The sequence below is a fragment of the Kitasatospora sp. NPDC059088 genome (assembly GCF_042738155.1).
In the GTDB taxonomy this organism is placed as follows: Bacteria; Actinomycetota; Actinomycetes; order Streptomycetales; family Streptomycetaceae; genus Kitasatospora.
Map to the genome: position 1 here is coordinate 18255 of NZ_JBHYGR010000022.1, position 24777 is coordinate 43031.

The following is a 24777-nucleotide window of genomic DNA, read 5'->3' on the forward strand; positions in this document are numbered from 1 at the left end:
CCGTTCGCAGCAATCCGCGGCTCACATCCGCGAGATCCTCAGGTACCGCTTGAGGTCCGGCAGGCTCTGCCAGACCAGTGCGCCGATCCCCGCCAGCAGGGCCGCGCAGAACAGTTTCCTCAGCATGGTGTTGTCCTCCTCTCGGACTCCGCACTCACCGGGTCCGGACTTGACGCATCCGCCCGCACCGCCTCCTCGACGGCCGCCAGCACCATCCGGACGGCCCCGTCCACGGCGGAGGCCACCGGCTCGCTCAGCCCGATGCCCTCCTCCAGCGAGGCCGGCTCGCACCCGACCACCAGCACCCGCCCGGGCGGTTCGGCCCCGGTGCCGGCGGCCAGCGTGGCGAGCAGCCCGAGCACGGCGTCCGGTCCCATCCGGTGCCCGTCCAGGGCGGGCGCCTCCAGCGGCTCGGCGGCCGCCTCGATGAGGTAGAGGGTGCCGGGCGGGCCGCCCCGGCAGGTGGCGTCCACCAGCACGGCCGTCCGGTAGCCGTCGAGCAGCCGGTACGCGAGGTCGACGCCGCGCACCCCGACGTCGACCGCCTCGACGCCGTCCGGCAGCTCGACGCCGGCCAGCCGCCGGACGGCCTCCACGCCGAACCCGTCGTCGCCGAGGAAGATGTTGCCGACCCCGGCGACCAGCACCGCGCCGCCGCTCACGACTCCTCCAGCGGGGTGACCTCGTCCGGCTGGAAGTAGCGGAACCGCCCCTGGGCCCGCCACAGGTCGGCGCCCGGGTCGTCCTCGACCGTGACGGCGAGGTGCACCGAGCCGTCGACGTCGTGCAGCACGGCTTCCACGAGGGCGGTGCGCCCGTCCAGGAAGAGGTCCTGGGCGTCGGTGCGCCGCCGCCCGGGCCGCAGCAGCACCCGGCTGCCCGCGCCGACCTGCCGGCCGTCGACCAGCACCTTGTCCCGCTCGGGGTCGACCGCCGGATCGTTGCCGGGGTCCCACCAGGGCTGTTCGGAGTCCGTCCCGGAGCCGGTGATCTCGCGCAGGCCGCGGACGGCGCCGTGCAGCCGTTCCAGCACTTCGGGCGGCATGGACTCGGCGAGGTCGATCACCGCCCCGGCCCGGTCGTCGGTGCCCCGGGCCTCGCGCTTCTCCTCCTCGGTCAGCGCCGCCGTGCGCAGGGCCAGGATCTCGTCGATCTCGGTGGCGTCGTAGAGGGTGCCGAGGCTCTCCGGGGCGATCCGCGGGTGGTCCTCCAGGATGATCGGCGAGGAGAGCATCACCTGGTACCCGCCGTCCGGTCCGGCCAGCACCGGCCAGGTGCGGTCGTTGCGGCACCGCTCGACGGCCGGGCGGGCCCACTCGGGCGGGTCGGTGACCGAGACGAAGCGGCCGTGCTCCAGCCCGAGCAGCAGGTGGGCGGAGACCAGCGAGCGCGCCAGCGCCTCCTCCCGCCCGGCCTTGCGGCGCGGTGTCCAGGCGGAGACGTTCTCCACCTCGGCGGTCAGCCGCTGCGCCCGGTACGGGCCGGGCAGTTCCTTCATCCGCAACCGGACCAGCCCGTCGACCTGTTCGCGCCGCCGCACCAGCCGGCCGACGGCGCTGCCGTGCTCGTGCACCAGCTCGGTGGAGCCGACGCCCGGCAGCCGGAAGTCGCGCTGCACCCCGGCACCGGTCAACTCCTCGACGGACACCAGCAGTTCGATCCGCTCTTCGACACCCTCGTCCCATTCGACCAGCACCCGGTCGGCCAGCTCCAGCCGTTCCACCGGCTCGAACCCGCTGCCGTCGGTGGCCCGTTCGACGGTGCGCCGCTGGACCCGCAGGAACCGCAGCTCGACCGCGAGCCGGTCGCCCTGCCGCGCCTCCGTGACGCACTCGGTGCGCTGGTGCGAGTGCTCGCCGCCCTGCCGGGTGTACTCGGGCGGCACCAGCACGCCGAACTGCCAGCGCAGTTGGTTCTTGGCGGCGGACGCGCGGTACGGGTAGAGCACGTAGCCCTCCAGCAGCACCGCGTCGGCGATCTGCCGGGCGCCCGCGAAGCCGCGCTCGATCCCCTCGGGGAGCTCGACCGTGAACCCGCTCACCGGACTCCCTCCCGCACCGCCGCGGTGGCGAGCAGGTCGCGCACCGTCGCCTCCCAGGAGGGCAGCGCCCGCCGGGAGCGGTGCGCGAGCAGCTCGTCCATCAGGTCCTCCGGCAGTCGCAGCCAGCCGCAGCCGGGGAAGTGCTGGTCGACGGCCTCCCGCCAGACCCGGACCGGCATCCGCACCCGGGCCTCCTGGTCCCAGGGCACCGGGGTGACCTGGAACCCGCCGGGGCCGGCGAAGGCGGTGCCGGAGAAGAGCAGCAGCAACGGCACCTCACCGCCCTCCAGGGCCCGGAAGTACCGGGCGCAGGCGACCTCCAGGTCGTAGCTGCACGGCACCACGAGGTCGGCCTCGGTCTCGCCGGTGAAGCCGGGCACCAGCAGCGGCACGGTGGCGAACTGGATCGGGTTGAGCGTGCTCCCCCAGCGCTCCCGCCCCCCGAACAGGTCGCCCAGCCGCTCCCCCTCGGCCTCGCCGTAGGGCCGGCGGGCGGGTTCGATCCGCAGCTGGCACTGCAGGGCCAGGGCGTGCACCCGGGTGTCGGCGGGCCCGGTGATCCGCAGCCGGAACACCAGCGTGGGCCCGGCCGCGTACGGGTCGGAGCGCACGCCGGTGCAGGCGAAGCCGAGCTTCGTCATGCCGTCACCGCCGCGGTCAACGGGCGGGCCCGGAGGGCCAACCGGCCGAAGAAGGCGTCGAGTTCGGCCCGGGCCTCGGCGCCGCCGTCGAAGCCGTGCCAGCACCGGCGGAGCCGGCCGACCAGCTCGTAGCAGACGTCGATCGGCACCAGGTAGCAGGCGACCCGGCCGTCGGTGCGGCGCAGCAGCAGCGCCTCGACGTCCGGTTCCAGGGCGGCGGCCAGCCGGCTGCTGCCGAGGGCGCGCTGCCAGGCCTCCTCGTCGACCTCGCTCTCGGTGGCGCCGGCCGGGCCGGGGTAGAAGGCGAGCAACCGGTCCAGCACGGCGTTGCGGAACAGGAAGACGGTGCCGACCGGGACGCCGAGCACCGACCAGACCCGCTCGTCCACCGCGCCGTCCGGATCGTGCAGGTAGCGGTCCGGCACCGTGCGGTAGCGGCCGCCGGCCGCGCCGTGCTGCTGGAACAGCAGGCCGCAGGCGGTGCAGGTGCAGGCCAGGGAGCGTTCCTCGACGTCCACCAGGTGGCGGTGGCCGGGCGGCAGGTCGTGGCCGCAGAGGCCGCACTGCTCGGGCCGCGGGGGCGCCGGCTCGCGCAGCCGGCGCAGCAGGGCGGTCCCGTCGCGGGAGACCCTCCGGGTGTTCATCGCGCCTCCGCGGGCTGGGGCGGGCGAGTGCCGATCTGGAGCAGCTGGGGGGCGCGCTCCAGGTCCAGGGCCGTCACCTCGGGGGCGTGGCAGGCGAGGGCGGCCTCCACCTCCTGCTCGCCGCAGCCGCACCCGGAGGCGGTGCGGCGCAGCCGCAGGGTGCCGGTCTCCGGGGCGAAGCCGAGCACCTCGATCCGCTCGGGCAGGTTGGCGAGCGCCCGGTCGATCCGGGCGGTGACGTCCTCGGGGTGGAGGTCGTGCAGGAGCAGCAGTCCGGCCACCGCCGGGTCGTCCAGCATCCGTTCCAGGGCGGGCGGGGGCAGCGCGGGGACCAGTCGGGCCAGGCCCTCGCCGTAGAAATCCATGAGCTCGCGGACGAGTTGCTCGCCGGCCTGTTCGGCGTCGCTGCCGGCCAGGGCGTCCAGGGCCTGCTGGATCCGCTGCCCGGTCTGCTCGGCCGTCATGCGGTGAGCCCGCTCAGGCCGGTGGGGACGTGCATGGTCTTGAGGGTGCGGCCGTTGCCGACGTACATGTGCACGCCGCAGGGCAGACAGGGGTCGAAGCTGCGCACGGCGCGCATGATGTCGATGCCCTTGAAGTTCTCCGGGGAGTTCTCCTCGAAGATCGGCGTGTTCTGCACCGCGTCCTCGTACGGGCCGGGGGTGCCGTAGCTGTCGCGCACGCTGGCGTTCCACGGGGTGGGCGGGTACGGGTGGTAGTTGGCGATCTTGCCGTCGCGGATCACCATGTGGTGCGAGAGCACGCCGCGCACGGCCTCGGTGAAGCCGCAGCCGATCGACTCGTCCGGCACCTCGAAGCGCTCCCAGGTCTGGGTGCGCCCGGCGCGGACCTCTTCGAGCGCCTTCTCGGCGAAGTGCAGGGCGGCGGCGGCCGCGTAGGCCTGGAAGTAGGTGCGGGCGCGGTTGCGCTCGATGGCGTTGCTCCACTGCGGGATCTTCCACTCGAAGGTGACCTCGGGCTTGGTCATCGAGCGGGGCAGGTTGATCCGGACGCTGTGGCCGGTGGCCTTGATGTAGCCGATGTCGACCAGGCCGGACAGCGCGGTGGACCACAGCCGGGCGATCGGGCCGCCGCCGGTGTCGAGGGCGAGGTGCTCCTTGCCGTCGAACCAGCGCGGGGACATCACCCAGCTGTACTTGTCGTCGAAGTTGCGCTTCTGCGGCTGCGGGATGGTGTGCTGGTTCCACGGGTGCCGGGGGTCGACGGGGTTGCCCAGCGGGTCGTGGGTGACGAACAGTTCCTTGCCCTGCCAGTCCTCGTAGTAGGAGCTGCCGAGCAGGATCCGGATGCCGAGGTTGATCTCGGTGAGGTCGTTGGTGACCAGCTTGCCGTCGACCACGACGCCGGGGGTGACGAACATCCGCCGCCCCCAGTCCGTCATGTTGCGGTACGTGAAGTCGCAGTGGTCCGGGTCGTTGAGGCTGCCCCAGCAGCCGAGCAGCACCCGGCGCCGGCCGACCTCCTCGTAGCCGGGCAGGGCCTGGTAGAAGAAGTCGAAGAGGTCGTCGTGCAGCGGCACGACCTTCTTCATGAACTCGACGTAGCGCATCAGCCGGGTCAGGTAGTCGGTGAACAGCTGCACGGTGGCGACGGTGCCGACGCCGCCCGGGTAGAGCGTGGAGGGGTGCACGTGGCGGCCCTCCATCAGGCAGAACATCTCCCGGGTGTAGCGGCTGACCTGGAGCGCCTCGCGGTAGAACTCGCCCTCGATCGGGTTGAGCGAGCGCATGATGTCGGCGATGGTCTTGTAGCCGTGGTCGCCGGCGTGCGGGGCCTCGGTGCGCTCGGCCAGTTCCAGGACGCCGGGGTTGGTCTCGCGGACCATCTTCTCGCAGTAGTCGACCCCGACCAGGTTCTCCTGGAAGATGTTGTGGTCGAACATGTACTCGGCCGCCTCGCCGAGGTTGATGATCCACTCCCCCAGGTGCGGGGGCTTCACGCCGTACGCCATGTTCTGGGCGTAGACCGAGCAGGTGGCGTGGTTGTCGCCGCAGATCCCGCAGATCCGGCTGGTGATGAAGTGGGCGTCGCGCGGGTCCTTGCCGCGCATGAAGACGCTGTAGCCGCGGAAGACCGACGAGGTGCTGTAGCACTCCGCGACCCGCTTCTGCTTGAAGTCGATCTTCGTGTGGATGCCCAGGCTGCCCACGATCCGGGTGATCGGGTCCCACGACATCTCGGTCAGGCCGCTGCCGTCGCCGGCCGCCCTGGTCATCGGTGTTGCCATCGTCTCTGGGTGTCCTTGTCTAGGGGTCTACGGGTTCGGCGGGGTCGGCGGGGTTCGACGGACCGGGCGGTGGCCGACGCGGGCCGCACACCGGGGGGGTGTGCGGCCCTCCCCCGTCACCAGGGCGGGCGGTAGCCCGTGGTCAGGTGACGCCCGGTGCGGCGCCACTTCGGTTCCTTGTCGACGGTCTTCTGGGTGATCGCGCGCAGCCGGCGGATCAGCGCGCCGTACGCGGCACTGGCACCCGTCGAGACGCGCGATCCGGGCGGCGGGTCCATGAAGGGCATGAACTTGTCGGGGAAGCCCGGCATGGTGCAGGCGATGCAGATGCCGCCGACGTTCGGGCAGCCGCCGACGCCGTTGATCCAGCCGCGCTTGGTGACGTTGCACTTGACGACGGGGCCCCAGCAGCCGAGCCGCACCAGGCACTCGGGGGTGCCGTAGTCGGTGGCGAACTGGCCCTGCTCGTAGTACCCGCCGCGGTCGCAGCCCTCGTGCACGGTGGCGCCGAACAGCCAGGCGGGCCGCAGCTTGTCGTCCAGCGGGATCATCGGCGCCGAGCCCGCCAGTTGGTACAGCAGGTAGGTGAGCGTCTCGGCGAAGTTGTCGGGCTGGATCGGGCAGCCCGGCACGCAGACGATCGGCAGCCCGGCCTTGGACTTCCAGTCCCAGCCGAGGTAGTCCGGCACGCCCATCGCGCCGGTCGGGTTGCCGGCCATCGCGTGGATGCCGCCGTACGTGGCGCAGGTCCCGATCGCCACCACGGCGGTCGCCTTGGAGGCGAGCCGGTCCAGCCACTCACTGGTGGTGATGGGCTGGCCGGTGGCGGGGTCGTCACCGAAGCCGCACCAGTAACCCTCCTTCTTGATCTTCTCGTTGGGGATCGACCCCTCGACGACCAGCACGAAGGGTTCGAGCTCGCCGCGGTCGGCCTTGAAGAACCACTCGACGAAGTTGTCGGCGCCCTGGACCGGCCCGCACTCGAAGTCGATCAGCGGCCAGTGCACCGCGATCTTCGGCAGACCGGGCAGCGCGCCGGTGACGATCTCCTCGATGCTCGGCTGCATCGCGGCGGTCAGCGAGACGGAGTCCCCGTCACAGCTGAGGCCGGCGTTGATCCAGAGAATGTGCACCACGTCGGTGTCGGTTGTTGCAGCACCCATGAGGATGCCTCCTCGGGGATGGGAGCCGGACGAAAATGGCTCGGACCCAGTCATAGCAACGCTTCGGGCCTTCCGCCGGTCCACCGACCCGGCGGGACCGCCCGGCACGCGCAAGCCGGGCGCGGCCGTTCGGGTCACGGCTCGGCGCGGAGCCCGGCGGGCACCGGCTGCTTGCGCACGAACGCGGACCGCAGCGCGTGGTACGGCGATTCGGGTGTGAAGAACTGCCGGCGCATCACCGCGAGCTCCTCCGCCCGGTACGCCGCCAGCGGCTTCCTCCGCTCGTCGGCCTCGCGCGCCGCCTTCTTCGCCGCGATCCGCCGGTGGACGGACGGCGAGGCGGCCAGCAGCCCCGCCAGCCGGGCCGTGTGCGCCCCGAACTCCTCCGGCCCGGCGTCGAGCAGCCGGTCGACCAGGCCGATCCGCTCGGCGGCCGCGGCGGACACCGGCAGGGCCCGCCCGGTCAGCCGCTCCGCCTGCGCCGCGCCCACCCGGCGCGGCAGGGTGTACGTCCAGTACTCCGAGCCGTGCAGCCCCATCAGCCGGTAGTGCGGGTTGAGCACCGAGCCGGCCCGGCACCACACCTCGTCGGCGGCCAGCGCCAGCATCACCCCGCCGGCCGCGGCGTTCCCGCCGACGGCCGCGACCACCAGCCGGTCGGTGGTGGTGAGCACCTCGGCCACCAGGTCGTCCATCGCGGTGATGTTCGCCCAGGACTCGGCGGCCGGGTCCGGCGCGGCCTCGATCACGTTGAGGTGGATGCCGTTGGAGAAGAAGTCCCGGCCGCCGCCGAGCACCAGCACCGTGGTCGGGCGGCCGAGCGCGAAGCGGTACGCGGCCAGCAGTCGGCGGCAGTGCTCGGCGGACATCGCCCCGCCGGGGAAGGAGAACCGCAGGAAGCCCACCGGGCCGTCCTCGTGGTAGCCCAGGTCCGACCAGCCCGGGTGCTCGCCCTCGTCCGCCGTCAGCGGCGCCGGGTGCTCCGGCAGGGGCGGCAGCAGGGCGCCGAGCGCCGTCACCGCCGGGAGCTTGATTGTCGCGGGCCCGCCCGGCGTGCGGCGGCGGCGCAGTTCGGGGAGCCACACTGCTCCGTCCGGGGTGGCCCGGCACACCGCGCCGGCCCGGGTGGCGAGCAGCTCGCCCGGGCGGCCGCGCAGCAGCGGCTCCCGGTGGCCGCCGTGCAGGTACCACTCGGCGCCGCACAGCACGTCCAGCACCCCGGGGCGGGAGTCCGCGGCGCGCAGCCGGCGCAGCACCTCCTCGGTGGGGTCGGCCGTCCAGTCGATCCGGCGCTCCGCCTGGCGCAGCGGCGGCCGGGTGCGCACCGTCCCGTGCCAGCCGGGGCCGTGCTGCGGCTGCGGGGCGTGGCTTCCGGAGGCGAAGCGTTCCACGGCGAGCAGCGCGGCCGTGACGGCGGCGTCGGCGACCTCGTTGCGGTAGAGGTCGCTCTTGCCGCGCTCCGGCAGCCGGCAGGGCGCCCAGGCCCAGACCGGTCCGGCGTCCATCTCCGCCTCGGCCTGGAGCACCGTGACGCCCCATGCGGTGCGGCCCTCCTGGACCGCCCGGTCCAGCGAGGACGGGCCGCGGTCGCCCGGCGGGCCGGGGTGGACGACCAGGCAGGTGAGCTGCTCCCAGAGCGTGCGCGGGATCGCGCTGCGGAGCATCGGCGCGAGCACCAGATCCGGCCGCAGCCGGGCCACCGTCGCCAGCAACTCCTCGTCGTCACACGCCAGTTGGACGTCGACGCGGTGGCCGCGGTCGCGCAGTTCGGCGTGCAGCCGCTGGCTGAGGCTGTTGAACGCGCTGGCGAGGAGCAGGATCCGCATGTCCGCCTCCGACGGTGAGGGCCCGGGGATTCCGGCGATCATCGCCTCCGCCCGATCCGCCTCCGGGCCCGTCGCCCCCGCCGCGCCGCCCGTTCACCCGAGCGGCGGGGGCACCGCCCGGGCGCGCCCGCTCCCGCTCAGGCGGGTTCCTGGCCTCGGCGGCGGCGCAGGCCGAGCAGCAGCAGGGCGGTGAGCGCCGCCGTGGCGATGCCCTCGGCCCAGGCGGCCAGGGTCTTGTCGGCGAACCAGATCGGCTCGTACATGTTCGGCAGCGGTCCGAGGGTGCCGACGTCGACGTAGCGGTAGAGCAGCAGGGCGCCGAGGCCGGAGGCCGCGACCAGCCAGCCGAACAGGACGGCGGACCGGCGGCGCCCGAGCAGCAGGAGCAGCGCGGCGAGGCTGGCGGCGGCGGCCTCGGCCCGGAACAGCGTGCCCTGGGTGATGCTGTCGCCGATGGCGTCGTACCGGTCGGCGAGCCGGGCGTGGACGGCCGCGTCCACGGCGAGCCCGGCGACGGCCACCAGGCACAGCAGGAGTTCGACGGGTCGGCGTCCGTCGCGGGGGCGGGCGTGCGTGCGGGGGGCCACGGCCGGTCAGCCGACGGTGAGGGTGCCGTGCATGAACGGGTGGATGGTGCAGATGTACGGGTGGTCGCCGGTCTGCTGCGGGGCGGTGAAGGTGGCACTGGCGCCGGGCTGGATCGTCCCGGTGTCGAAGGACTTGTCGGAGGCCGTCAGGGTGTGGGCGGTGGAGTCCTGGTTCATCACGGTGACGGTCTGGCCGGCCTTCACCGTCAGGGTCGCGGGGGAGAAGGCGAAGTTCTTGATGATGACCTGGAGGGCGCCGGTGCTGCCCTGCGCGGGAGTGGTCGCGGCACCGCTGCTCTGCGCCGGGCTGGTGGCGGCGCTGCTGACCTGCGCGGGGCTGGTGACCGCGGACGAGGGCGCGCCGTTCGAGGTGGTGCCGGTCGACGGGCTGCCGTTCGACGGGCTGCCGGAGCTGGAGCAGGCGGCGAGGGCGGCGGAGAGCAGCAGCGCGGCGGCTGCCTGGAGGGGCCGGGGGCTGGTCACGGACGGGCTCCGTTCGGGAGGGGTGCGGCGGCGGGAGCGGCGCGCTTCCCAGCCTCCGCCGCCACGGGCCGGTCGCGGCTACGCCGAGGACGCCGGACAGCCCACCGTTTCATCCGTGTGAGTGAATGCGAGGGCCCCGTACGGATGCCCGACGCCCCGGCGATGCGGGGGAATTGTGCAGATTCCTCCCCCGCCCGCTGCCGGCCGGCGCACCGGGTAGGCGCCCCCGGGTACGGCGGGCCGCCCCGGTCCGGCGGGTCGCGATCGCAGGAGGCCGAACCGATGCAGTTGTCCACCGTCCGCCCGGTGCCCGTCACCTTCCCCGACGGCCCGGCGCCCGACGTCCCGGTCGAGGCCGAGCTCCGCTTCGACGCGAGCCTCCCGTACGCGGCCTGCCTGGCGTTCCCGCTGACCCCGTGCCGGTGCACCGGCGACGCCGCCCGGGTGTGCTGGTACTTCAGCCGCGAACTGCTCAACGAGGGGCGGCTCGGCCCGGTCGGCAGCGGGGACGTGCGGATCCGCCCGGGGGCGGCGGGCGAGGTGCTGATCACCCTTCTGGGGCCGGTCGGCCGGGCCGTGGTGAGCGCCCCGGAGGACCTCGTCACGGCGTTCCTCTCGGACTGCTTCGCGCTGGTGCCCGCCGGGGCGGAGTCCCACCACCTGGACGTCGACACGGCCCTCGACCGGCTGCTCGCCGCCGACCGAGGGACGCCCGGTGATCCTCCGTAGAATCCACGGGCCGATCCCCTCACCCCCGCTCGCCCGCAGGAGACCGCGTTGACGTCCCACCCCGGACCAGGTGTGCTCACCCACCTGGAGTCCCTGCTGCACCGGGCCCCCGCCGACCGCGGCGGGGCGCTGTGGCGGTTGCAGGAGGAGGGCCGCCAGCTCGACGCCAACATCGTCCGCCTGCCGGCGAACGCCGAGGTCGCGGCCCATGTGGAGCCGGACCTCGACGTCCTCGTCCAGGTGCTCGACGGCAGCGGCCACCTGGAGACGGCCAACGGCCGGCAGTTGCTCTCCCCCGGCTGCACCGCTTGGCTGCCGCACGGCGCGCGGCGGGCGGTCGGTGCGGGCGAGGACGGCCTGGTCTACCTCACCGTCCACCGCCGCCGGCCCGGCCTCACCGTGCGTCCCGCACCGGCCGGGTAGCCGCGCCCGGCGCCCGGTGCGGGCGGCCGCCGGATCAGCGGGCCGGCAGCGGGAGCCGGGTGGCCGAGGTGCCGAGGCCGGTCGGCCCCCGCAGCTCGTGGCCGTGGTGGCGGCGCAGTTCGGCCTCCGTGAAGCGGCCGCTGCGGCCGTGCCAGTCCAGATTGCCGGCCAGGAAGGCCCGCAGGTGGCGGACGTGCTCGTCGACGGCCTGCCGGGCGGCGGCACCGAGCCGGAAGTCCTCGCAGAGGACGGGCAGTTCGGCGGCCACCAGGTGTTCGAACTGGTCCAGCCGGGCCTCCGCGAGGTCGGCGACGACGTGCGCCGCCTCCCGGTAGCCGCAGTCGAAGAAGTGCTCCGCGACCAGCGCGGAGTTGTGGAAGTCGCCCTCGAACTCGATCTCCCGCTGGTACGAGTACAGGTCGTTGACCAGGGCGGAGTGGTCGACCGCCGCGAGTTCCACGGCCCGCATCGTGCCGCTGGCCCGGACCTCGGGCGGGAGCGCCTCACCGCGCAGCAGGCCGGGGATCGTGGTGAAGAACTCCCCGCCGACGGTCTGCCGACGCACCTCCAGGAAGTCGACCGGGTCGGGGATGCGGTGGTGGGCCAGGTTGGCGACCTCCGTCACCCAGCCCTCCAGCAGGTCCGTCAGGACGCCTCGGACGGTGTCCTGCGCGGCGGGCGGCAGGTGCTCGGCGAGCCGGGACCAGAGGTCGGCGAGCCCGCGCTCCAGCGCGTCCGCGGGGGCGACGGGTGCGGCCTGGCCCGGTGCGGTGAGCGCCAGCAGGCGGGCGGCGGCCAGTTTGGCCCCGGCCAGGTCGCGCGGCTGCCCGTAGGCGGCGTCGAAGTGGTCGTCGCCGTAGCAGCCCCAGGTGATGAAGCCGACGGCGGCGGCCAGCTGCTCGGCGCCGAGGTCCGGCAGGGTGAGGGCGCCCAGCAGGCCGAAGTCGGCGCGGGCGAGGGTCCGTTCGCTCCAGACCGGCCGGCCGCCGGTGCGCGGTCCGGGGGCGAGCATGCCCATCCGTTCGGCCCACTCCAGCGACGCCTGTCGGGCCTGCGCCAGGTGCGGGCTGGCCCGTACCTCGCCCGGGGACCGGAGTGCGGGCACCAGGGACGGCCCGGTGCGCCGGTGCGGGACGAAGGAGAAGTTCCGTACGCGCTGCGCGCCGGTCGCGGCCCCCAGCCGCTCGAGGTCCATCGCCGAGGTGCCGAGGCCGCCCAGCGGGAGCACCGAACTCCCCTGCGGGCCGGAGCCGTTCACGCCCCCGCCGTTCATGCCCCCGCCGTTCATGTAGCGGCTGGACCGCAGGTGCCACTCGTGCCCGCCGGACTGCCAGTCCTGCAGTCCCTTGACGTACGCGAGCACCCGGGCCGCCTCCTCCGGGCCGAGGCCGTGGTCGGCGAACAGCGGGGGCAGTTCGGTGAGCGCGGTGTCCTCGAACTGCTGGAGCCGGGAGGTCAGCAGGTCGTTGACCCGGTCGGCCGCCTCCTGGGTGGAGATGTCGAGGAAGGTCTCCAGCACCAGGACGCCGTTGCTCAGTTCGCCCTCCTCCTCGGTCTCGCGCTGGTAGGAGAACAGGTCGTTGCGCAGGTGCACCGCGTCCGAGAAGGCGTCCCGGAGCACCCGCACCGGCCGGGTGCCGGCGACCGACGCCGGGACCTCGGCACCCGCCGCGTGCTCCACCAGCCCGGCGGACCAGGGCGCGCCGCCCACCTTGCGGCGCATCTCGATGTACTCGACCGGGTTGGGGATCCGGCCGATGTCGATGTTCGACAGCTCCCAGATCGACTCGTCGAGCAGGTGCTCGGTGCTCAGCGCGAAGCGTTCGCGCCACTCCCGCGAGGTGCCGGGGACGGTGCGCAGCCAGAGGTCGGCGAGGCCCGCCTCGACCGGGTTCCGCGGCTCGGGCATCGAGAAGGGGAGGTTCAGCGGCATGAAGGCGGGCAGCCGGTCCAGGTAGGCCTTGCCACCGGCCCGGTCCTGGGTGCGCTTGAAGGTCTCCAGGAAGTGGTCGTCGAAGAAGAACACCCAGACGTACCAGTCGGTGATCAGCGACAGTTCGGGCCCGTCGCAGTCCGGGTGGGTGTAGGCGCACAGCAGCGGGTAGTCGTGGGCGTCGAGGTCCCGCTGCTCCCAGATGCCCGAGCCCTCCAGCATGCCCATCTGCCGGGCCCACTGCCGGGAGTGCTCGCGCGCCTCCTCCAGCCGGGGGTTGAGGCGGGCGGGGTACGGCAGGTAGAAGGCGGGGAGTTCGAAGGGCTGGGGCACGTGGCTGCACGCTTTCTCGCGGGGACGTCCGGCCCCTGCTCAACGACCCCTGCCGGGCCCGGTCACCGCGGCGCTCCGGCCCCTCGGCGCCTCCGCAGAGTTACTTGACAAGCTCAACCTTTCAGGCCTAGCGTCGTGGCGATTGTTTCAGCTGGTGAAAAATTGACAGCGCAAGCCATCGGGCGCAGTCCGACCCGGGGCGCCGCGACATCCGTAGCACTGGAGACAGCCCTCATGACCCCGCAGGACCACGGCGCTGCCGTCGCCGCCGAGACCGCCCGCTTCGTCACCGCCGTCCAGGACGCCGACCCGGCCCTCCCGGTGCCCGGCTGCCCCGGCTGGACGCTCGCCGACCTCGTCCGCCACACCGGCAGCGTGCACCGCTGGTTCACCGTCCTGCTCCGGCAGCGGATCCAGGAGCCGCCGCGCAGCCGGGACGTCGACCTGCGGCTGCCCGAGGGCGTGGACCAGTACCCGGCCTGGCTGGCCGAGTCCGCCCGGGAGTCCGCCGCCGCCTTCGCCGAGGGCGGGCTCGACGAGCCGATGTGGGCCTGGGGCGCGGACCAGCACGCCCGGTTCTGGGTGCGGCGGATGCTCTTCGAGACCCTGGTCCACCGCGTCGACGCCGAGACCGCACTCGGCCTGGCGCCGGAGATCGACCCGGCCCTCGCCGCCGACGGCGTGGCCGAGTTCCTGACCAACCTGCCCTTCGCCACCCTCTTCGCCCCCGGGACGGCCGAGCTGCGCGCCGAGGACCGGACTATCCGCTTCACCCGCACCGACGGCGAGGGCGACTGGCTGGTCCGGCTGCGCCCCGACGGCTTCGGCCTGGCGGACGCCGACCCCGACGGCTCCGAGGCGGCCGCCGACGCCACCGTCCGGGCGGGCGCCGCCGAGCTGCTGCTGCTCCTGTACGGGCGCCTGGACCGCACCGCCGCCGGGATCGAGCTCGCCGGGGACGAGGAGCTGCTGGCGCACTGGTTCGCCCACTCGGCGTTCTGAGCCGCGCCGGGCACGCGCCCGGAGCACTCACCGGCCGGGCCCCTCAACGGGCCCGGCCGGACGGCCGTCCGGGCCCGTGGGCTCAGTCGGTCGCGGCCAGGGTGCCGTCGAAGGTGGCGGCTGCCAGACCGAAGGAGAGGGTCATCCCGACGCCCGAGGTGACGGTGATCGCCCGCACGCCCGGGGCCAGGTCGCGCACCAGCAGCGGGCCGCGCGCACTGCTGGCGTAGACGCCCTGCCAGCGCTCCAGGATCCGCAGGTCCGGCACGCCCAGCACCCGGGCGACGGCGGCGATCAGCAGCTCGTGGGTGCGCTCGTCGACGAACGGCGGGGTGATGGCGTCGTAGTGGTGCGAGTCGCCGACCAGCACGGTGCCGTCCGGCAGCCGGGTGAACATCACATTGGCGCCGATGCCCACCAGCTCCGCGCTGTGGCCGAGCACCTCCGCGCGCAGCGGGCCGGCCGACGGCTGGGCGGTGAAGGCGTCGTAGCGCAGCATCGAGGTGGCGGTCAGCACCGCCGCGTTGGTGCGGAACCCGGCCGGGGCCTCGGCCCGCGCCATGCTCAGGCGGCAGCGCTGGATCTCGTGGTCCTCGGCGATGTCGGGGAACAGGTAGTCGAGGTCGTGGCCGACGCAGACCAGGATCCGGTCGCCGCGCACCGGGCCGCGGGTGGTGTGCACGGCGCCGGACTCCACGCCGGTGACGGCGGTGCCCCACAGCACCCGGCCCCGCGGGTGCTCGGCGACCCAGCGGGCCAGGGCGGGCGCGGCCTCGCGCGGGTTGACCCGCAGGTCGGCGGGCAGCAGCGCGCCGCCGACCAGGTCGCCGGCCTCGCCGCCCGCGCGGCCGAGCGCCTCGGCCGTCTGCGCGGCGGTGCGCAGCCGTACGTCGTCGCCGCCGCGGTCGGCGTGCAGCTCGGCCAGCACGGCCGCCTCGGTCTCCGACCGGGCCACCACCAGGGCGCCGGCCTCCTCGGCCCAGAAGCCGGCCGCCGCGGCGGCGCGCAGCCAGCCGGAGCGGGAGCGCCGGGCCAGTCCGAGCAGTGCGCCGTCCTGAGCGGTGATGCAGCAGTGGCCGAAGTTGCGGACCGAGGCGCCGACCGGCTGCCGGTCGCGCTCCACGACGGTGACGGACAGCCCGTTGCGGAGCGCCTCGAAGGCGTGGGCCAGGCCGACGATGCCGGCGCCGACGATCACCACGTCGCTGGGGCCGGGCGCGCCGGCGGTGTCGCGCGATGGGGAGACGGCGGGGGTGGTTACGGATGCGGTGCTGCTGCTCATGGTCCCCAGCCAAGCGGCCGACGAGCGCCGGAGTCAAGAGATGTATGTACAAGTCACCCCCTGTTCACCCGGCGGACGATCTTCGGGCCCACTTGGATGAACAGGAGAATCCGCAGGTGGACCGGCCTTGAGAAGTTCCGGCCCCGGGTGTCATAGTCGACTTGTGAAGACAAGTGAGGACCTCCCCCTCCACCAACGGCTCGGCGCGGAGTTCCTGCGCCGCATCGAGTCCGGCGAGTGGCCCGAGGGCGAGCCGGTGCCCAGCGAGTCGCAGCTCTGCGCCGAGTTCGGCACCTCCCGCGGCCCGGTCCGCCAGGCCCTGGCCATGCTGCGGAGCGCGGGCAGCCTGGTCGGCGGACGCGGCAAACCGCCCGTCGCCCACCGCACCGCGCCCTCCCAGCCCTTCGGCACCTTCCTGTCCTTCACCCAGTGGGCCCGCAGCATCGGCCGCGAGCCCGGGCAGCACACCCTGGAGGTGGCCCGCCGCCGGGCCGCCCCGGAGGCGGCCGCCCGGCTCGGCCTCGCCGAGGGCGAGCCGGTGGTCGAACTCGTCCGGCTGCGCCTGCTGGACGGCGTCCCGGCCATGCTCGAACGCTCCACCTTCGTCCACGAGGTCGGCCGCATCCTGTTCGACTTCGACCCGGACACCGGCTCGGTCTACCAGGAGCTGCTGCGCCGCGAGGTCGACCTGCACCACGCCCGGCACACCATCGACGCCGTCGCCGCCGGGCCGCGCGACGCCGAGCTCCTCCGGATCGCCACCGGGGACCCGCTGCTGCGGGTGCGCCGGCTCACCACCTCCGGCCGGGGCGTCCCGCTGGAGGACGCCGACGACCGCTACCTGCCCGCGATGGCCACCTTCACCGTCGAGAACACCGTCGAAGGCCGAACCGTGATCGGCCGCTACCGCACCGAAGAGGACTGAACACCGTGATCGAGCTCGCCGCCCTGGACATGGCCGGTACCACCGTCAACGAGTCCGGCGCCGTGTACCGCGCGCTGCGCACCGCCGTCGAACGCAACGGGGTGGCGGTCGCCGACGCCGACCTCCAGACCTGGATGGGCACCGACAAGCGCGAGGCCATCGCCGCCCTGGTCCGCATCGGCGGCGGCACCCCCACCCCGGAGCTGGTCGAGGAGAGCTACGCGGCCTTCGCGGAGTTCCTGCGCGAGGCCTACCGCGCCAACCCCCCGCAGGCCATCGAGGGCGTCGAGGAGGCCCTGGCCGAGCTGCGCCGCCGCGGCATCAAGGTCGCGCTGACCACCGGGTTCAGCGACGACGTCGCCTACCCGCTGCTGGAGTCGCTCGGCTGGTCCACCGGCGAGGGCGGCAACCTGGACGCCGTCGTCACCTCCGACGAGGTCCCGCGCGGCCGCCCGGCCCCGCACATGATCCACCGGGCGATGGAGAAGACCGGGGTGATCGACACCCGCCGGGTGCTGACCGCCGGGGACACCGTGGTCGACGTCGAGGCCGGCCGCAACGCCGGGGCCGGCGTGGTCGTCGGGGTGCTGACCGGGGAGCTCACCCGGGCCGACTTCGACGGGCACCCGCACACCCACGTGCTGGCGAGCGTCACCGAGATCCCCGCCCTCCCCGAGGCCACCCCGACCGCCTGACCGCACGGCTTCCGCCGTCGGCGCACCCCGACGGCGGGAGCGGTTGTCAAGGCGGCGGGAGGATCTCGTCGGAGTCCGTCGGCCCAGACCCCGGAATGCCGCACTCCCCGGGGCGACCCGCTAACGTGGACCGCTTCCGTACCCCCCGGTCCACCGAGGAGCAAAGCGCCGTGTCCGACAGCTTCGCGCACCTGCACGTCCACACCGAGTACTCGATGCTGGACGGGGCGGCGAAGAACGGAAAGCTGTTCGCCGAGGCGGAGAGACAGGGCATGCCCGCCATCGCGATGAGCGACCACGGCAACATGTTCGGCGCGTACGAGTTCTTCCACTCCGCCGCCAAGACCGGGGTGAAGCCGATCATCGGCATCGAGGCCTACGTCGCCCCGGCGTCCCGCTTCCTCAAGAAGCAGGTGTTCTGGTCGCCCGGCGGCCAGCGTCCCACCGGCTCCGACGGCGAAGGCGGCAAGGACGTCTCCGGCGGCGGCCGCTACACCCACATGACCATGTGGGCGCAGAACGCCACCGGCCTGCGGAACCTCTTCAAGCTCTCCTCGCTCGCGTCGATGGAGGGCTACTACATGAAGCCCCGGATGGACCGCGAGCTGATCGCCGCCAACGCCACCGGCATCATCGCCACCACCGGCTGCCCCTCCGGTGAGGTGCAGACCCGGCTGCGGCTCGGGCAGTACGACGAGGCGGTCAAGGCGGCCGGCGCCTACCAGGACATCTTCGGCAAGGAGAACTACTTCCTGGAGCTGATGGACCACGGCCTCTCCATCGAGAAGGACGTCCGCGAGGACCTCCTGCGCCTGGCCAAGGACCTGAACATCCCGCTGCTGGCCACCAACGACTCCCACTACGTGACCGCCGACCAGGCGGACGCCCACGACAGCCTGCTCTGCGTCGGCGTGGGCAAGAACAAGGACGACCCGAACCGCTTCAAGTTCAACGGCTCGGGCTACTACGTGAAGACCGCCGAGGAGATGCGCGAGCTCTTCCGCGAGCTGCCGGAGGCCTGCGACAACACCCTCGCGATCGCCGAGCGGATCGAGTCGTACGACGAGGTCTTCACCTACGTCGACCGGATGCCCCAGTTCGACGTGCCCGAGGGCGAGACCCAGGCCTCCTTCCTGCGCAAGAAGATCGAGGTCGGGCTCCAGCACCGGTACGGCGACAGCCCGAGCCAGGAGGTACTGGACCGGATCGAGCTGGAGATGGGCGTCATCACCCCGATGGGGTTCGACGCCTACTTCCTCGTGGTCGCCGACATCTGCCAGTACGGCCGGGACAACGGCATCCCGGTCGGCCCGGGCCGTGGCTCGGCGGCCGGCTCGATGGTCGCCTACCTCACCGGCATCACCCAGCTGGACCCGCTGGAGCACGACCTGCTGTTCGAGCGCTTCCTCAACCCCGAGCGCATCAACCCCCCGGACGTCGACATCGACTTCGACGACCGCCAGCGCGACCAGATGGTCCGCTACGTGACCGAGAAGTACGGCGCCGCGTACACGGCCCAGGTGAACACCTTCGGCACCATCAAGGCCAAGGCGGCCGTGAAGGACGCCAACCGGATCCTCGGCTACCCCTTCGCGATGGGCGACCGGATCACCAAGGCGATGCCGCCGGACGTCATGGGCAAGGGCGTGCCGCTGGCCGACCTGTTCGACGAGAAGCACTCCCGGTACAACGAGGGCACCGAGATCCGGGCGCTGTACCAGAACGAGCCCGACGTCAAGAAGATCATCGACACCGGGCGCGGCATCGAGGGCCTGATCCGCGGCACCGGCGTGCACGCCGCGGCCGTCATCCTCTCCTCGACCCCGCTGCTCGACCTGATCCCGCTGCACATGCGGGACAAGGACGGCGTGATCATCACCGGCTTCGACTACCCGTCGTGCGAAGCCATGGGCCTGATCAAGATGGACTTCCTGGGTCTGCGGAACCTGGGCATCATCGACCACTGCATCAAGATCGTGAAGGCCAACCGGGGCGTCGACGTCGACATCGAGAAGATCCCGATCGACGACCCCACCACGTACCAGCTGCTCGCCCGCGGCGACACCCTGGGCGTGTTCCAGCTCGACGGCGGCCCCATGCGCGCCCTGCTCAAGCTGATGAAGCCCACCGAGTTCGCCGACATCTCCGCCGTCTCCGCGCTGTACCGGCCCGGCCCGATGGGCATGAACTCGCACACCAACTACGCGCTGCGCAAGAACGCCCAGCAGGAGATCATCCCGATCCACCCCGAGCTGGAGGAACCGCTCAAGGACGTCCTCGGCCCCACCTACGGCCTGATCGTCTACCAGGAGCAGGTGCAGCGAGCCGCCCAGGTGCTGGCCGGCTACTCGCTCGGACAGGCAGACCTGCTGCGCCGCGCGATGGGCAAGAAGAAGAAGGAGGTGCTGGAGAAGGAGTTCGTCCCCTTCCACGCGGGCTGCAAGGAGCGCGGCTACTCCGACGAGGCGATCCAGGCGGTGTGGGACGTCCTGGTCCCGTTCGCCGGCTACGCGTTCAACAAATCGCACTCCGCCGCGTACGGCCTGGTCTCGTACCAGACCGCCTACCTCAAGGCCAACTACCCGGCCGAGTACATGGCGGCGCTGCTCACCTCGGTCGCCGACGACAAGGACAAGATGGCCGTCTACCTGGCCGAGTGCCGGCAGATGGGCATCAAGATCCTCTCCCCCGACGTCAACGAGTCGGTGGTCGACTTCACCGCCGTCGGCAGCGACGTCCGCTTCGGCCTCAAGGCCGTGCGCAACGTCGGCGTGCCGGTGATCGAGTCCCTGGTCGGGACCCGCGACGAGAAGGGCAAGTACACCTCCTTCGCCGACTTCCTGGACAAGGTCGAGCTGGTGGTCTGCAACAAGCGCACCATCGACTCGCTGATCAAGGCCGGCGCCTTCGACTCGCTCGGGCACAGCCGGCTCTCGCTCAGCAGCGTCCACGAGAGCGCCATCGACGCCGTCACCGGGCTGAAGAAGCAGCAGGCCATCGGGCAGGACGACCTGTTCGGCGCCCTCGACACCGGTGACGGCGGCGGACCCGCCATCGGACTGGACTTCCAGCTCACCGAGAACGAGTGGCCCCGGCGCCAACTCCTCGCCCTGGAGCGCGAGATGCTCGGCCTGTACGTCTCCAGCCACCCGCTGGACGGCGCCGAGCACATCCTCTCCCAGAACCGCGACACCTCGATCGCCGAACTCCTCGGCTCCGGCCGCTCCGAGGGCGAGGTCCGGCTCTCCGGGCTGATCACCGGCGTGGACCGGCGGATCAACAAGGCGGGCAACGCCTGGGCGATCATCACCCTGTCCGACCGCGACGGCTCGGTCGAGGTGCTGTTCTTCCCGGCCACCTACAACCTGATGGCCGAGCAGATGATCGAGGACAACGTCATCTCGGTCCGCGGCCGCCTCAACGAGCGCGACGGCTCGCTGAGCATCTTCGGCCAGGAGATCGCCACCCTCGACGTCTCCTCCGCCGAGCTCGGCACCAAGCCGCCGGTCCAGATCACCGTCCCGGCCTCCCGGATCACGCCCGAGGTCGTCGCCGAGCTCAAGCTCGCCCTCCAGGCCCACCCCGGGGACGTCCCGATCCGGCTGCTCACCACCAACTGGGACAAGAACACCCTGTACGAGCTGGGCTTCCGGGTGAACCCCGACAACGGGCTCGCCTCGGACGTCAAGACGCTGCTCGGCAACCGCGCCTGGGCGGGCGCGGCCGTGCGCGCCGTCGCGGACCAGTCCGCCGGGCGGTAGACCCGCCGGAAGGGCCGGGGTGGGGCGCTGCTGCGCTCCGGCCCGGCCCGGCCCTGGTGCTTCGCGGATTCCCGTGGCGGGCCCGCCGCAGGCTCGCGGCAGGCCCGTGGCACGCCCCTCAGATGAAAACGGATATCATTACGGTGCGGGCAGTGGATCGCACCGGCCGGTTCCGTTGCCAATCCGTATGAACATGACACACATTGGCATCGCACGGGGAGCTCGAATGCGCACGGACACAGCGGGAGTCGGGATGCCGGTGGACGCGACCCTGGCCGGGGCCTGGCTGGAACGCTGGGAGCGCCAGCAGGAGCGGTACGCGGTGGAGCGCGAGGAGCGGTTCACCGTCATGGTCGACGTGGTGGAGCAGGTCGTCGGCCACCGCGCCCGTCCGCTGATCGCGGACCTCGGCAGCGGTCCCGGCTCGCTGTCCGCGCGGGTCGCCGAACGGCTGCCGCACGCCGAGGTCGTCGCCGTCGACATCGACCCGCTGCTGCTCGCGCTCGGCCGGGCCGGACACCCCCGGGTGACCCGCTGGGTGGAGACCCTGATCGGGCGCCCCGGCTGGATCGAGGACCTCGGACTCGACCGCCCGCTGGACGCCGTGCTCTCCTCCACCGCGCTGCACTACCCGCCGCCGGAGGCACTGCTCCGGATCTACCGCGACCTCGCGGGCACGCTGCGGCCCGGCGCCGTCCTGGTCAACGGCGACCACCTGATCCCCGAGGAGCCCTCCCTCGCCGAACTGGCGCTGGCGATCGGCCGGCGCCGCTCCCAGCGCCGGGGCGTGGGCGGCGCCGAGGACTGGTCGCAGTGGTGGGACGCCGCCCGCCGGATCCCGGAGTTCGCCGAACTGCTGGCGGCCCGCGAGCGGCAGCTGCCGCCCAGCGAGGGCGAGGGCAACGGCCTGTCCGCCGCCCAGCACGCCGCACTGCTGCGACTGGCGGGCTTCCGCCAGGCCGGGTCGGTCTGGCAGTACGGCGCCAGCTCCGTCCTGGTGGCGCTGCGCTGACCGGAATTGGTCCCTGACCCAACTTCCTTCTGTCACAAACGGATTGAGTACTTTCATCTGGGCACAGTCTTTGCTATGGCGTGACAGAAACCGCTGTTGATTCAAACTGAAAACAGTTACCGTTTGCCTCGGTCGTCGACCGGCCTGGGCAGCCCGTCGGCGAGCCGTGTGCCCCTCACCCCGGACCACCGACGGGAGGCTGACCACCATGCGGCCCTCACCGCTGTACCTGGAACCACGGCTGGAGCCCCGGCTCCGATCCCTCCTGGACACCACCGACCTCCTGCACACCCTGGTCGACGCACTCGGGTCACCGCTCAACCTGCTGCTGCCCGAACAGCTCGCCGACAACCTGGCCCGCTTCCGGTCCGTCTACCGCAAGCACCGGCTCACCGGGCGGATCCACTTCGCCCACAAGGCCAACCGCTCCAGCGCCCTCGTCCGGCGGCTCGCCGCCGCGGACGCCGCCGCCGACGCCGGGCTCGACGTCGCCTCGCTCGGCGAGCTCCAGCACGCCCTCGGCGCCGGCTGCGCCCCCGAGCGGATCCTGGCCACCGGCCCGAAGACCCGCGAGTTCCTCTGGCTGGCCGCCCGCACCGGCGCCACCGTCCACCTGGACACCCTGGCCGAACTCGACGAGCTGGCCGACCTGGTGCGCAAGCACGCCCTCCCCCGGGTGCCCGTCATGCCCCGGCTCTCCGGCTTCCACTCGCCCGGCGTCACCGTCCTCACCCGGCCGAGCCGCTTCGGCGTCCCGGCCGACGAGCTCGACGCACTGCTGGACGCCCTCGAACGCCACCGCGACACCGTCGAACTCACCGGCGTCGCCTACCACTTGGACACCACCGGTATCGGCGAGAAGGCCGTCGCCCTGGAAGCCTGCATCCGGATCATGGACGAGTGCCACCGCCGCGGCCTGCACCCCCGCACCATCGACATCGGCGGCGGCTTCGGCGTCAACTACCTGGCCGACGCCGCCCAGTGGGAGCGGTACACCACCGCACTGACCGACGCCGTCCTGGGCCGACGGCCCCCGCTCACCTGGCAGGGGCACGGCTACGGGCTCCGCAACGAGTCCGGCACCCTGCGCGGCACGCTGGGCCTGTACCCCGCGCACCGCCCGGTCGTCGCCGAGGCATACCTGGACGAACTGCTCTCCCACCCCGCACCCACCCTCGGCCGACCGCTGGCCACCCTGCTGCTGGAGAACATGTACGACCTGGCCGTCGAACCCGGCCGGGCCCTGGTCGACCAGTGCGGGGCCACCCTCGCCCGCGTCCTGGAGGTGCGACGGGGGCCGGGCGCCGAGCAGCTGGTGCGGCTGGAGATGAACGCCCGGGACGCCGGCCTGGAGGACCACGGGGTGCTGATGGACCCGGTGCTGATCCCGCGCTCCGGCGCCCCCGCCACCCCGGCCATCCCGGACGGGTCCGTCGGCGTCCACCTGCTCGGCAACCTCTGCCTGGAGGCCGACCTGATCACCCGTCGGGTGGTCCACCTCCCCCGCCTCCCCGCCCCCGGCGACCTGCTCGCCTTCGCCAACACCGCGGGCTACCTGATGGACTTCAACGCCGGCGGACCGATCCGGCAGCCCGTCGCGCGCAAGGTCGCCGCCTACCGCCAGGACGGCGCCTGGCACTGGCGCCTCGACGAGCAGTACTGGCCCCTCGACACCGCGGGGCCCGCGACACCCCAGGGGGACGGACGCGCATGAGGTACGACAGCATCACCGACGCGATCGGCGACACCCCGCTGGTCCGGATCGACCCGGCCGTGACCGGCCTGCGCAGCATCGACCTGTACGCCAAGCTCGAACTGCTCAACCCCTTCGGCTCGGTCAAGGACCGCGCCGCCTGGAACATGACCCGCGAGGCGCTCCCCGCCGCCGTCGCGCGCGGCGACACCGTCGTGGAACTCTCCAGCGGCAACACCGCCAAGGCGCTCGCGCTGATCGCCGGCATGCACGGCCTGCCGTTCAAGAGCGTCACCAACCGGATGAAGGTCCCCGAGGTCAAGGACCTCCTGCTGCTGCTCGGCGCCGAGATCGAGGAACTGCCCGGCCGGGCCGAGTGCCTCGACCCCACCGACGCCGACGACCCGCTCACCCGCATCCACCGGATGCTCTCCGCGGCCGAATCCGGCTACCTCCACACCGACCAGTACTTCAACCCGCTCAACCTCGACGCCCACCTCACCGGCACCGGTCCGGAGATCGTCCGCGACCTCGACGGCCGCGCCCCCGACGTCTTCATCGCCTGCGTCGGCACCGCCGGCTCCTCCACCGGCGTGGCGACCGTGCTGCGCGCCCACAACCCGGCGGTCGAGGTGCTCGGACTGGTCGCCCACAAGTCCGACTTCATCCCCGGCATCCGCACCATCGACGAGGTGCACGAGGTCGGCCTGTTCGACCCCGACACCTACGACAGCATCGCCTCGGTGACCGCCGAGCAGGCCATCGACGGCATGCTCACCCTGATCCGCCGCTGCGGCCTGCTGGCCGGCCCCACCGGCGGCGGCGCCTACTACGGCGCGCTGCGCCACCTCCGCTCCCTGGACGCCGAGTTGGCGGGCACCGAGGAGCGCCGGACGGCCGTGTTCATCGTCTGCGACCGGGTCGAGAGCTACCTCGGCTACGTCCGCGACCGCCGCCCCGAGCTGTTCCACCGGCCCGCCCGGCCGAACTCGGTGGGCACCCTGACCGAGGCCGAACTCGCCGCCGCCCGGGCCGTCGACGTGGACGCCGCCCGCGAGTGGATCGCCGAGGAGCACCCGCTGGTGGTCGACCTGCGCGGCCCCTTCGCCTACGCCGCGCTGCACATCGAGGGCTCGGTCAACATCGTCGACGAGCTGTTCGACGAACTCCTGCACGGGGGAATGCCGTTCGGCACCCGCCGGCCCGTCCTGCTGGCCTGTCCGGTCGGCGAGAAGTCGGTCCGGTACGCCGCACTGCTCACCCGGATGGGGCACCAGGACGCCCGCAGCCTGGCGGGCGGCATCATCGGCTGGCGCGACGCGGGCGCGCCGCTGGTCCGGGACTGAACGGAGGCCG

Annotated in this window: 22 protein-coding genes; 9 read left to right on the forward strand and 13 right to left on the reverse strand. The window is 72.9% G+C overall.

The features are described 5' to 3' along the window. Positions 1-21: 21 nt before the first annotated feature. The 11 genes from ACFWXO_RS12720 to ACFWXO_RS12770 form a co-directional block, all read right to left on the reverse strand. The gene (locus ACFWXO_RS12720; protein ID WP_380397724.1) at positions 22-126 is read right to left on the reverse strand and encodes a DUF6893 family small protein; all 105 of its coding nucleotides are present in this window, start codon (positions 124-126) and stop codon (positions 22-24) included. Further along, positions 120-662 carry a hydrogenase maturation protease gene (locus tag ACFWXO_RS12725; protein ID WP_380523641.1) on the reverse strand — a complete coding sequence of 181 codons (543 nt, stop codon included), beginning with the start codon at positions 660-662 and terminating at the stop codon, positions 120-122. The genes ACFWXO_RS12720 and ACFWXO_RS12725 overlap by 7 nt, the downstream gene beginning before the upstream one ends. After that, positions 659-2041, reverse strand: coding sequence for a hypothetical protein (locus tag ACFWXO_RS12730; RefSeq protein ID WP_380523643.1), 1383 nt, complete (start codon positions 2039-2041; stop codon positions 659-661). The genes ACFWXO_RS12725 and ACFWXO_RS12730 overlap by 4 nt, the downstream gene beginning before the upstream one ends. Further along, positions 2038-2682, reverse strand: coding sequence for a DUF6084 family protein (locus ACFWXO_RS12735; RefSeq protein ID WP_380523645.1), 645 nt, complete (start codon positions 2680-2682; stop codon positions 2038-2040). The genes ACFWXO_RS12730 and ACFWXO_RS12735 overlap by 4 nt, the downstream gene beginning before the upstream one ends. Next, on the reverse strand, positions 2679-3326 hold the full coding sequence (locus tag ACFWXO_RS12740) for a DUF5947 family protein (protein ID WP_380523647.1): 648 nt from the start codon (positions 3324-3326) through the stop codon (positions 2679-2681). Before ACFWXO_RS12740 ends, ACFWXO_RS12735 begins: the two co-directional genes overlap by 4 nt. Beyond that, on the reverse strand, positions 3323-3790 hold the full coding sequence (locus ACFWXO_RS12745) for a thioredoxin (RefSeq protein ID WP_380523649.1): 468 nt from the start codon (positions 3788-3790) through the stop codon (positions 3323-3325). Before ACFWXO_RS12745 ends, ACFWXO_RS12740 begins: the two co-directional genes overlap by 4 nt. Next, positions 3787-5574, reverse strand: coding sequence for a nickel-dependent hydrogenase large subunit (locus tag ACFWXO_RS12750; RefSeq protein ID WP_380523651.1), 1788 nt, complete (start codon positions 5572-5574; stop codon positions 3787-3789). The genes ACFWXO_RS12745 and ACFWXO_RS12750 overlap by 4 nt, the downstream gene beginning before the upstream one ends. 116 nt (positions 5575-5690) lie before the next feature. Continuing rightward, positions 5691-6737, reverse strand: a complete 1047-nt coding sequence (locus ACFWXO_RS12755) for a hydrogenase expression protein HypE (RefSeq protein ID WP_380523653.1) — start codon at positions 6735-6737, stop codon at positions 5691-5693. A gap of 134 nt (positions 6738-6871) precedes the next feature. Continuing rightward, positions 6872-8563, reverse strand: a complete 1692-nt coding sequence (locus ACFWXO_RS12760) for an enoyl-CoA hydratase-related protein (RefSeq protein WP_380523655.1) — start codon at positions 8561-8563, stop codon at positions 6872-6874. A gap of 137 nt (positions 8564-8700) precedes the next feature. Then, entirely contained in the window at positions 8701-9150 is a 450-nt protein-coding gene (locus tag ACFWXO_RS12765; protein WP_380523657.1) for a hypothetical protein, read from the reverse strand. 6 nt (positions 9151-9156) lie between these two features. After that, on the reverse strand, positions 9157-9633 hold the full coding sequence (locus tag ACFWXO_RS12770; RefSeq protein WP_380523659.1) for a cupredoxin domain-containing protein: 477 nt from the start codon (positions 9631-9633) through the stop codon (positions 9157-9159). A gap of 282 nt (positions 9634-9915) precedes the next feature. Here ACFWXO_RS12770 and ACFWXO_RS12775 point away from each other — a divergent pair, with 282 nt between their 5' ends. Both ACFWXO_RS12775 and ACFWXO_RS12780 read left to right on the forward strand, forming a co-directional pair. Then, positions 9916-10362, forward strand: coding sequence for an SsgA family sporulation/cell division regulator (locus ACFWXO_RS12775; RefSeq protein WP_380523661.1), 447 nt, complete (start codon positions 9916-9918; stop codon positions 10360-10362). Between the two features lie 48 nt (positions 10363-10410). Next, positions 10411-10785, forward strand: coding sequence for a cupin domain-containing protein (locus ACFWXO_RS12780; protein ID WP_380523663.1), 375 nt, complete (start codon positions 10411-10413; stop codon positions 10783-10785). A gap of 34 nt (positions 10786-10819) precedes the next feature. On the opposite strand, the gene ACFWXO_RS12785 is transcribed toward ACFWXO_RS12780, so the two are convergent. Beyond that, the gene (locus tag ACFWXO_RS12785) at positions 10820-13051 is read right to left on the reverse strand and encodes a germacradienol/geosmin synthase (protein ID WP_380523665.1); all 2232 of its coding nucleotides are present in this window, start codon (positions 13049-13051) and stop codon (positions 10820-10822) included. 234 nt (positions 13052-13285) lie between these two features. Here ACFWXO_RS12785 and ACFWXO_RS12790 point away from each other — a divergent pair, with 234 nt between their 5' ends. Further along, positions 13286-14053: a maleylpyruvate isomerase family mycothiol-dependent enzyme gene (locus ACFWXO_RS12790; RefSeq protein WP_380523667.1), complete on the forward strand. Its 768-nt coding sequence runs from the start codon at positions 13286-13288 to the stop codon at positions 14051-14053. 82 nt (positions 14054-14135) lie between these two features. On the opposite strand, the gene ACFWXO_RS12795 is transcribed toward ACFWXO_RS12790, so the two are convergent. Then, entirely contained in the window at positions 14136-15335 is a 1200-nt protein-coding gene (locus tag ACFWXO_RS12795) for a TIGR03364 family FAD-dependent oxidoreductase (RefSeq protein WP_380523669.1), read from the reverse strand. 163 nt (positions 15336-15498) lie between these two features. Here ACFWXO_RS12795 and ACFWXO_RS12800 point away from each other — a divergent pair, with 163 nt between their 5' ends. The 6 genes from ACFWXO_RS12800 (at position 15499) to ACFWXO_RS12825 (ending at position 24767) form a co-directional block, all read left to right on the forward strand. Continuing rightward, complete coding sequence (locus tag ACFWXO_RS12800; RefSeq protein ID WP_380523671.1) at positions 15499-16260, forward strand: GntR family transcriptional regulator; 762 nt, start codon at positions 15499-15501, stop codon at positions 16258-16260. A 5-nt stretch (positions 16261-16265) separates the two neighbouring features. Beyond that, positions 16266-16955, forward strand: a complete 690-nt coding sequence (locus tag ACFWXO_RS12805; RefSeq protein WP_380397693.1) for a phosphonatase-like hydrolase — start codon at positions 16266-16268, stop codon at positions 16953-16955. Positions 16956-17125: 170 nt separating this feature from the next. Next, positions 17126-20716 carry a DNA polymerase III subunit alpha gene (gene dnaE / locus ACFWXO_RS12810; protein WP_380523674.1) on the forward strand — a complete coding sequence of 1197 codons (3591 nt, stop codon included), beginning with the start codon at positions 17126-17128 and terminating at the stop codon, positions 20714-20716. Between the two features lie 226 nt (positions 20717-20942). Next, on the forward strand, positions 20943-21728 hold the full coding sequence (locus ACFWXO_RS12815) for a class I SAM-dependent methyltransferase (protein ID WP_380523676.1): 786 nt from the start codon (positions 20943-20945) through the stop codon (positions 21726-21728). Between the two features lie 208 nt (positions 21729-21936). Beyond that, positions 21937-23442: a Y4yA family PLP-dependent enzyme gene (locus ACFWXO_RS12820; RefSeq protein WP_380523678.1), complete on the forward strand. Its 1506-nt coding sequence runs from the start codon at positions 21937-21939 to the stop codon at positions 23440-23442. Continuing rightward, positions 23439-24767: a pyridoxal-phosphate dependent enzyme gene (locus ACFWXO_RS12825; RefSeq protein WP_380523682.1), complete on the forward strand. Its 1329-nt coding sequence runs from the start codon at positions 23439-23441 to the stop codon at positions 24765-24767. The genes ACFWXO_RS12820 and ACFWXO_RS12825 overlap by 4 nt, the downstream gene beginning before the upstream one ends. Positions 24768-24777: the final 10 nt, after the last annotated feature.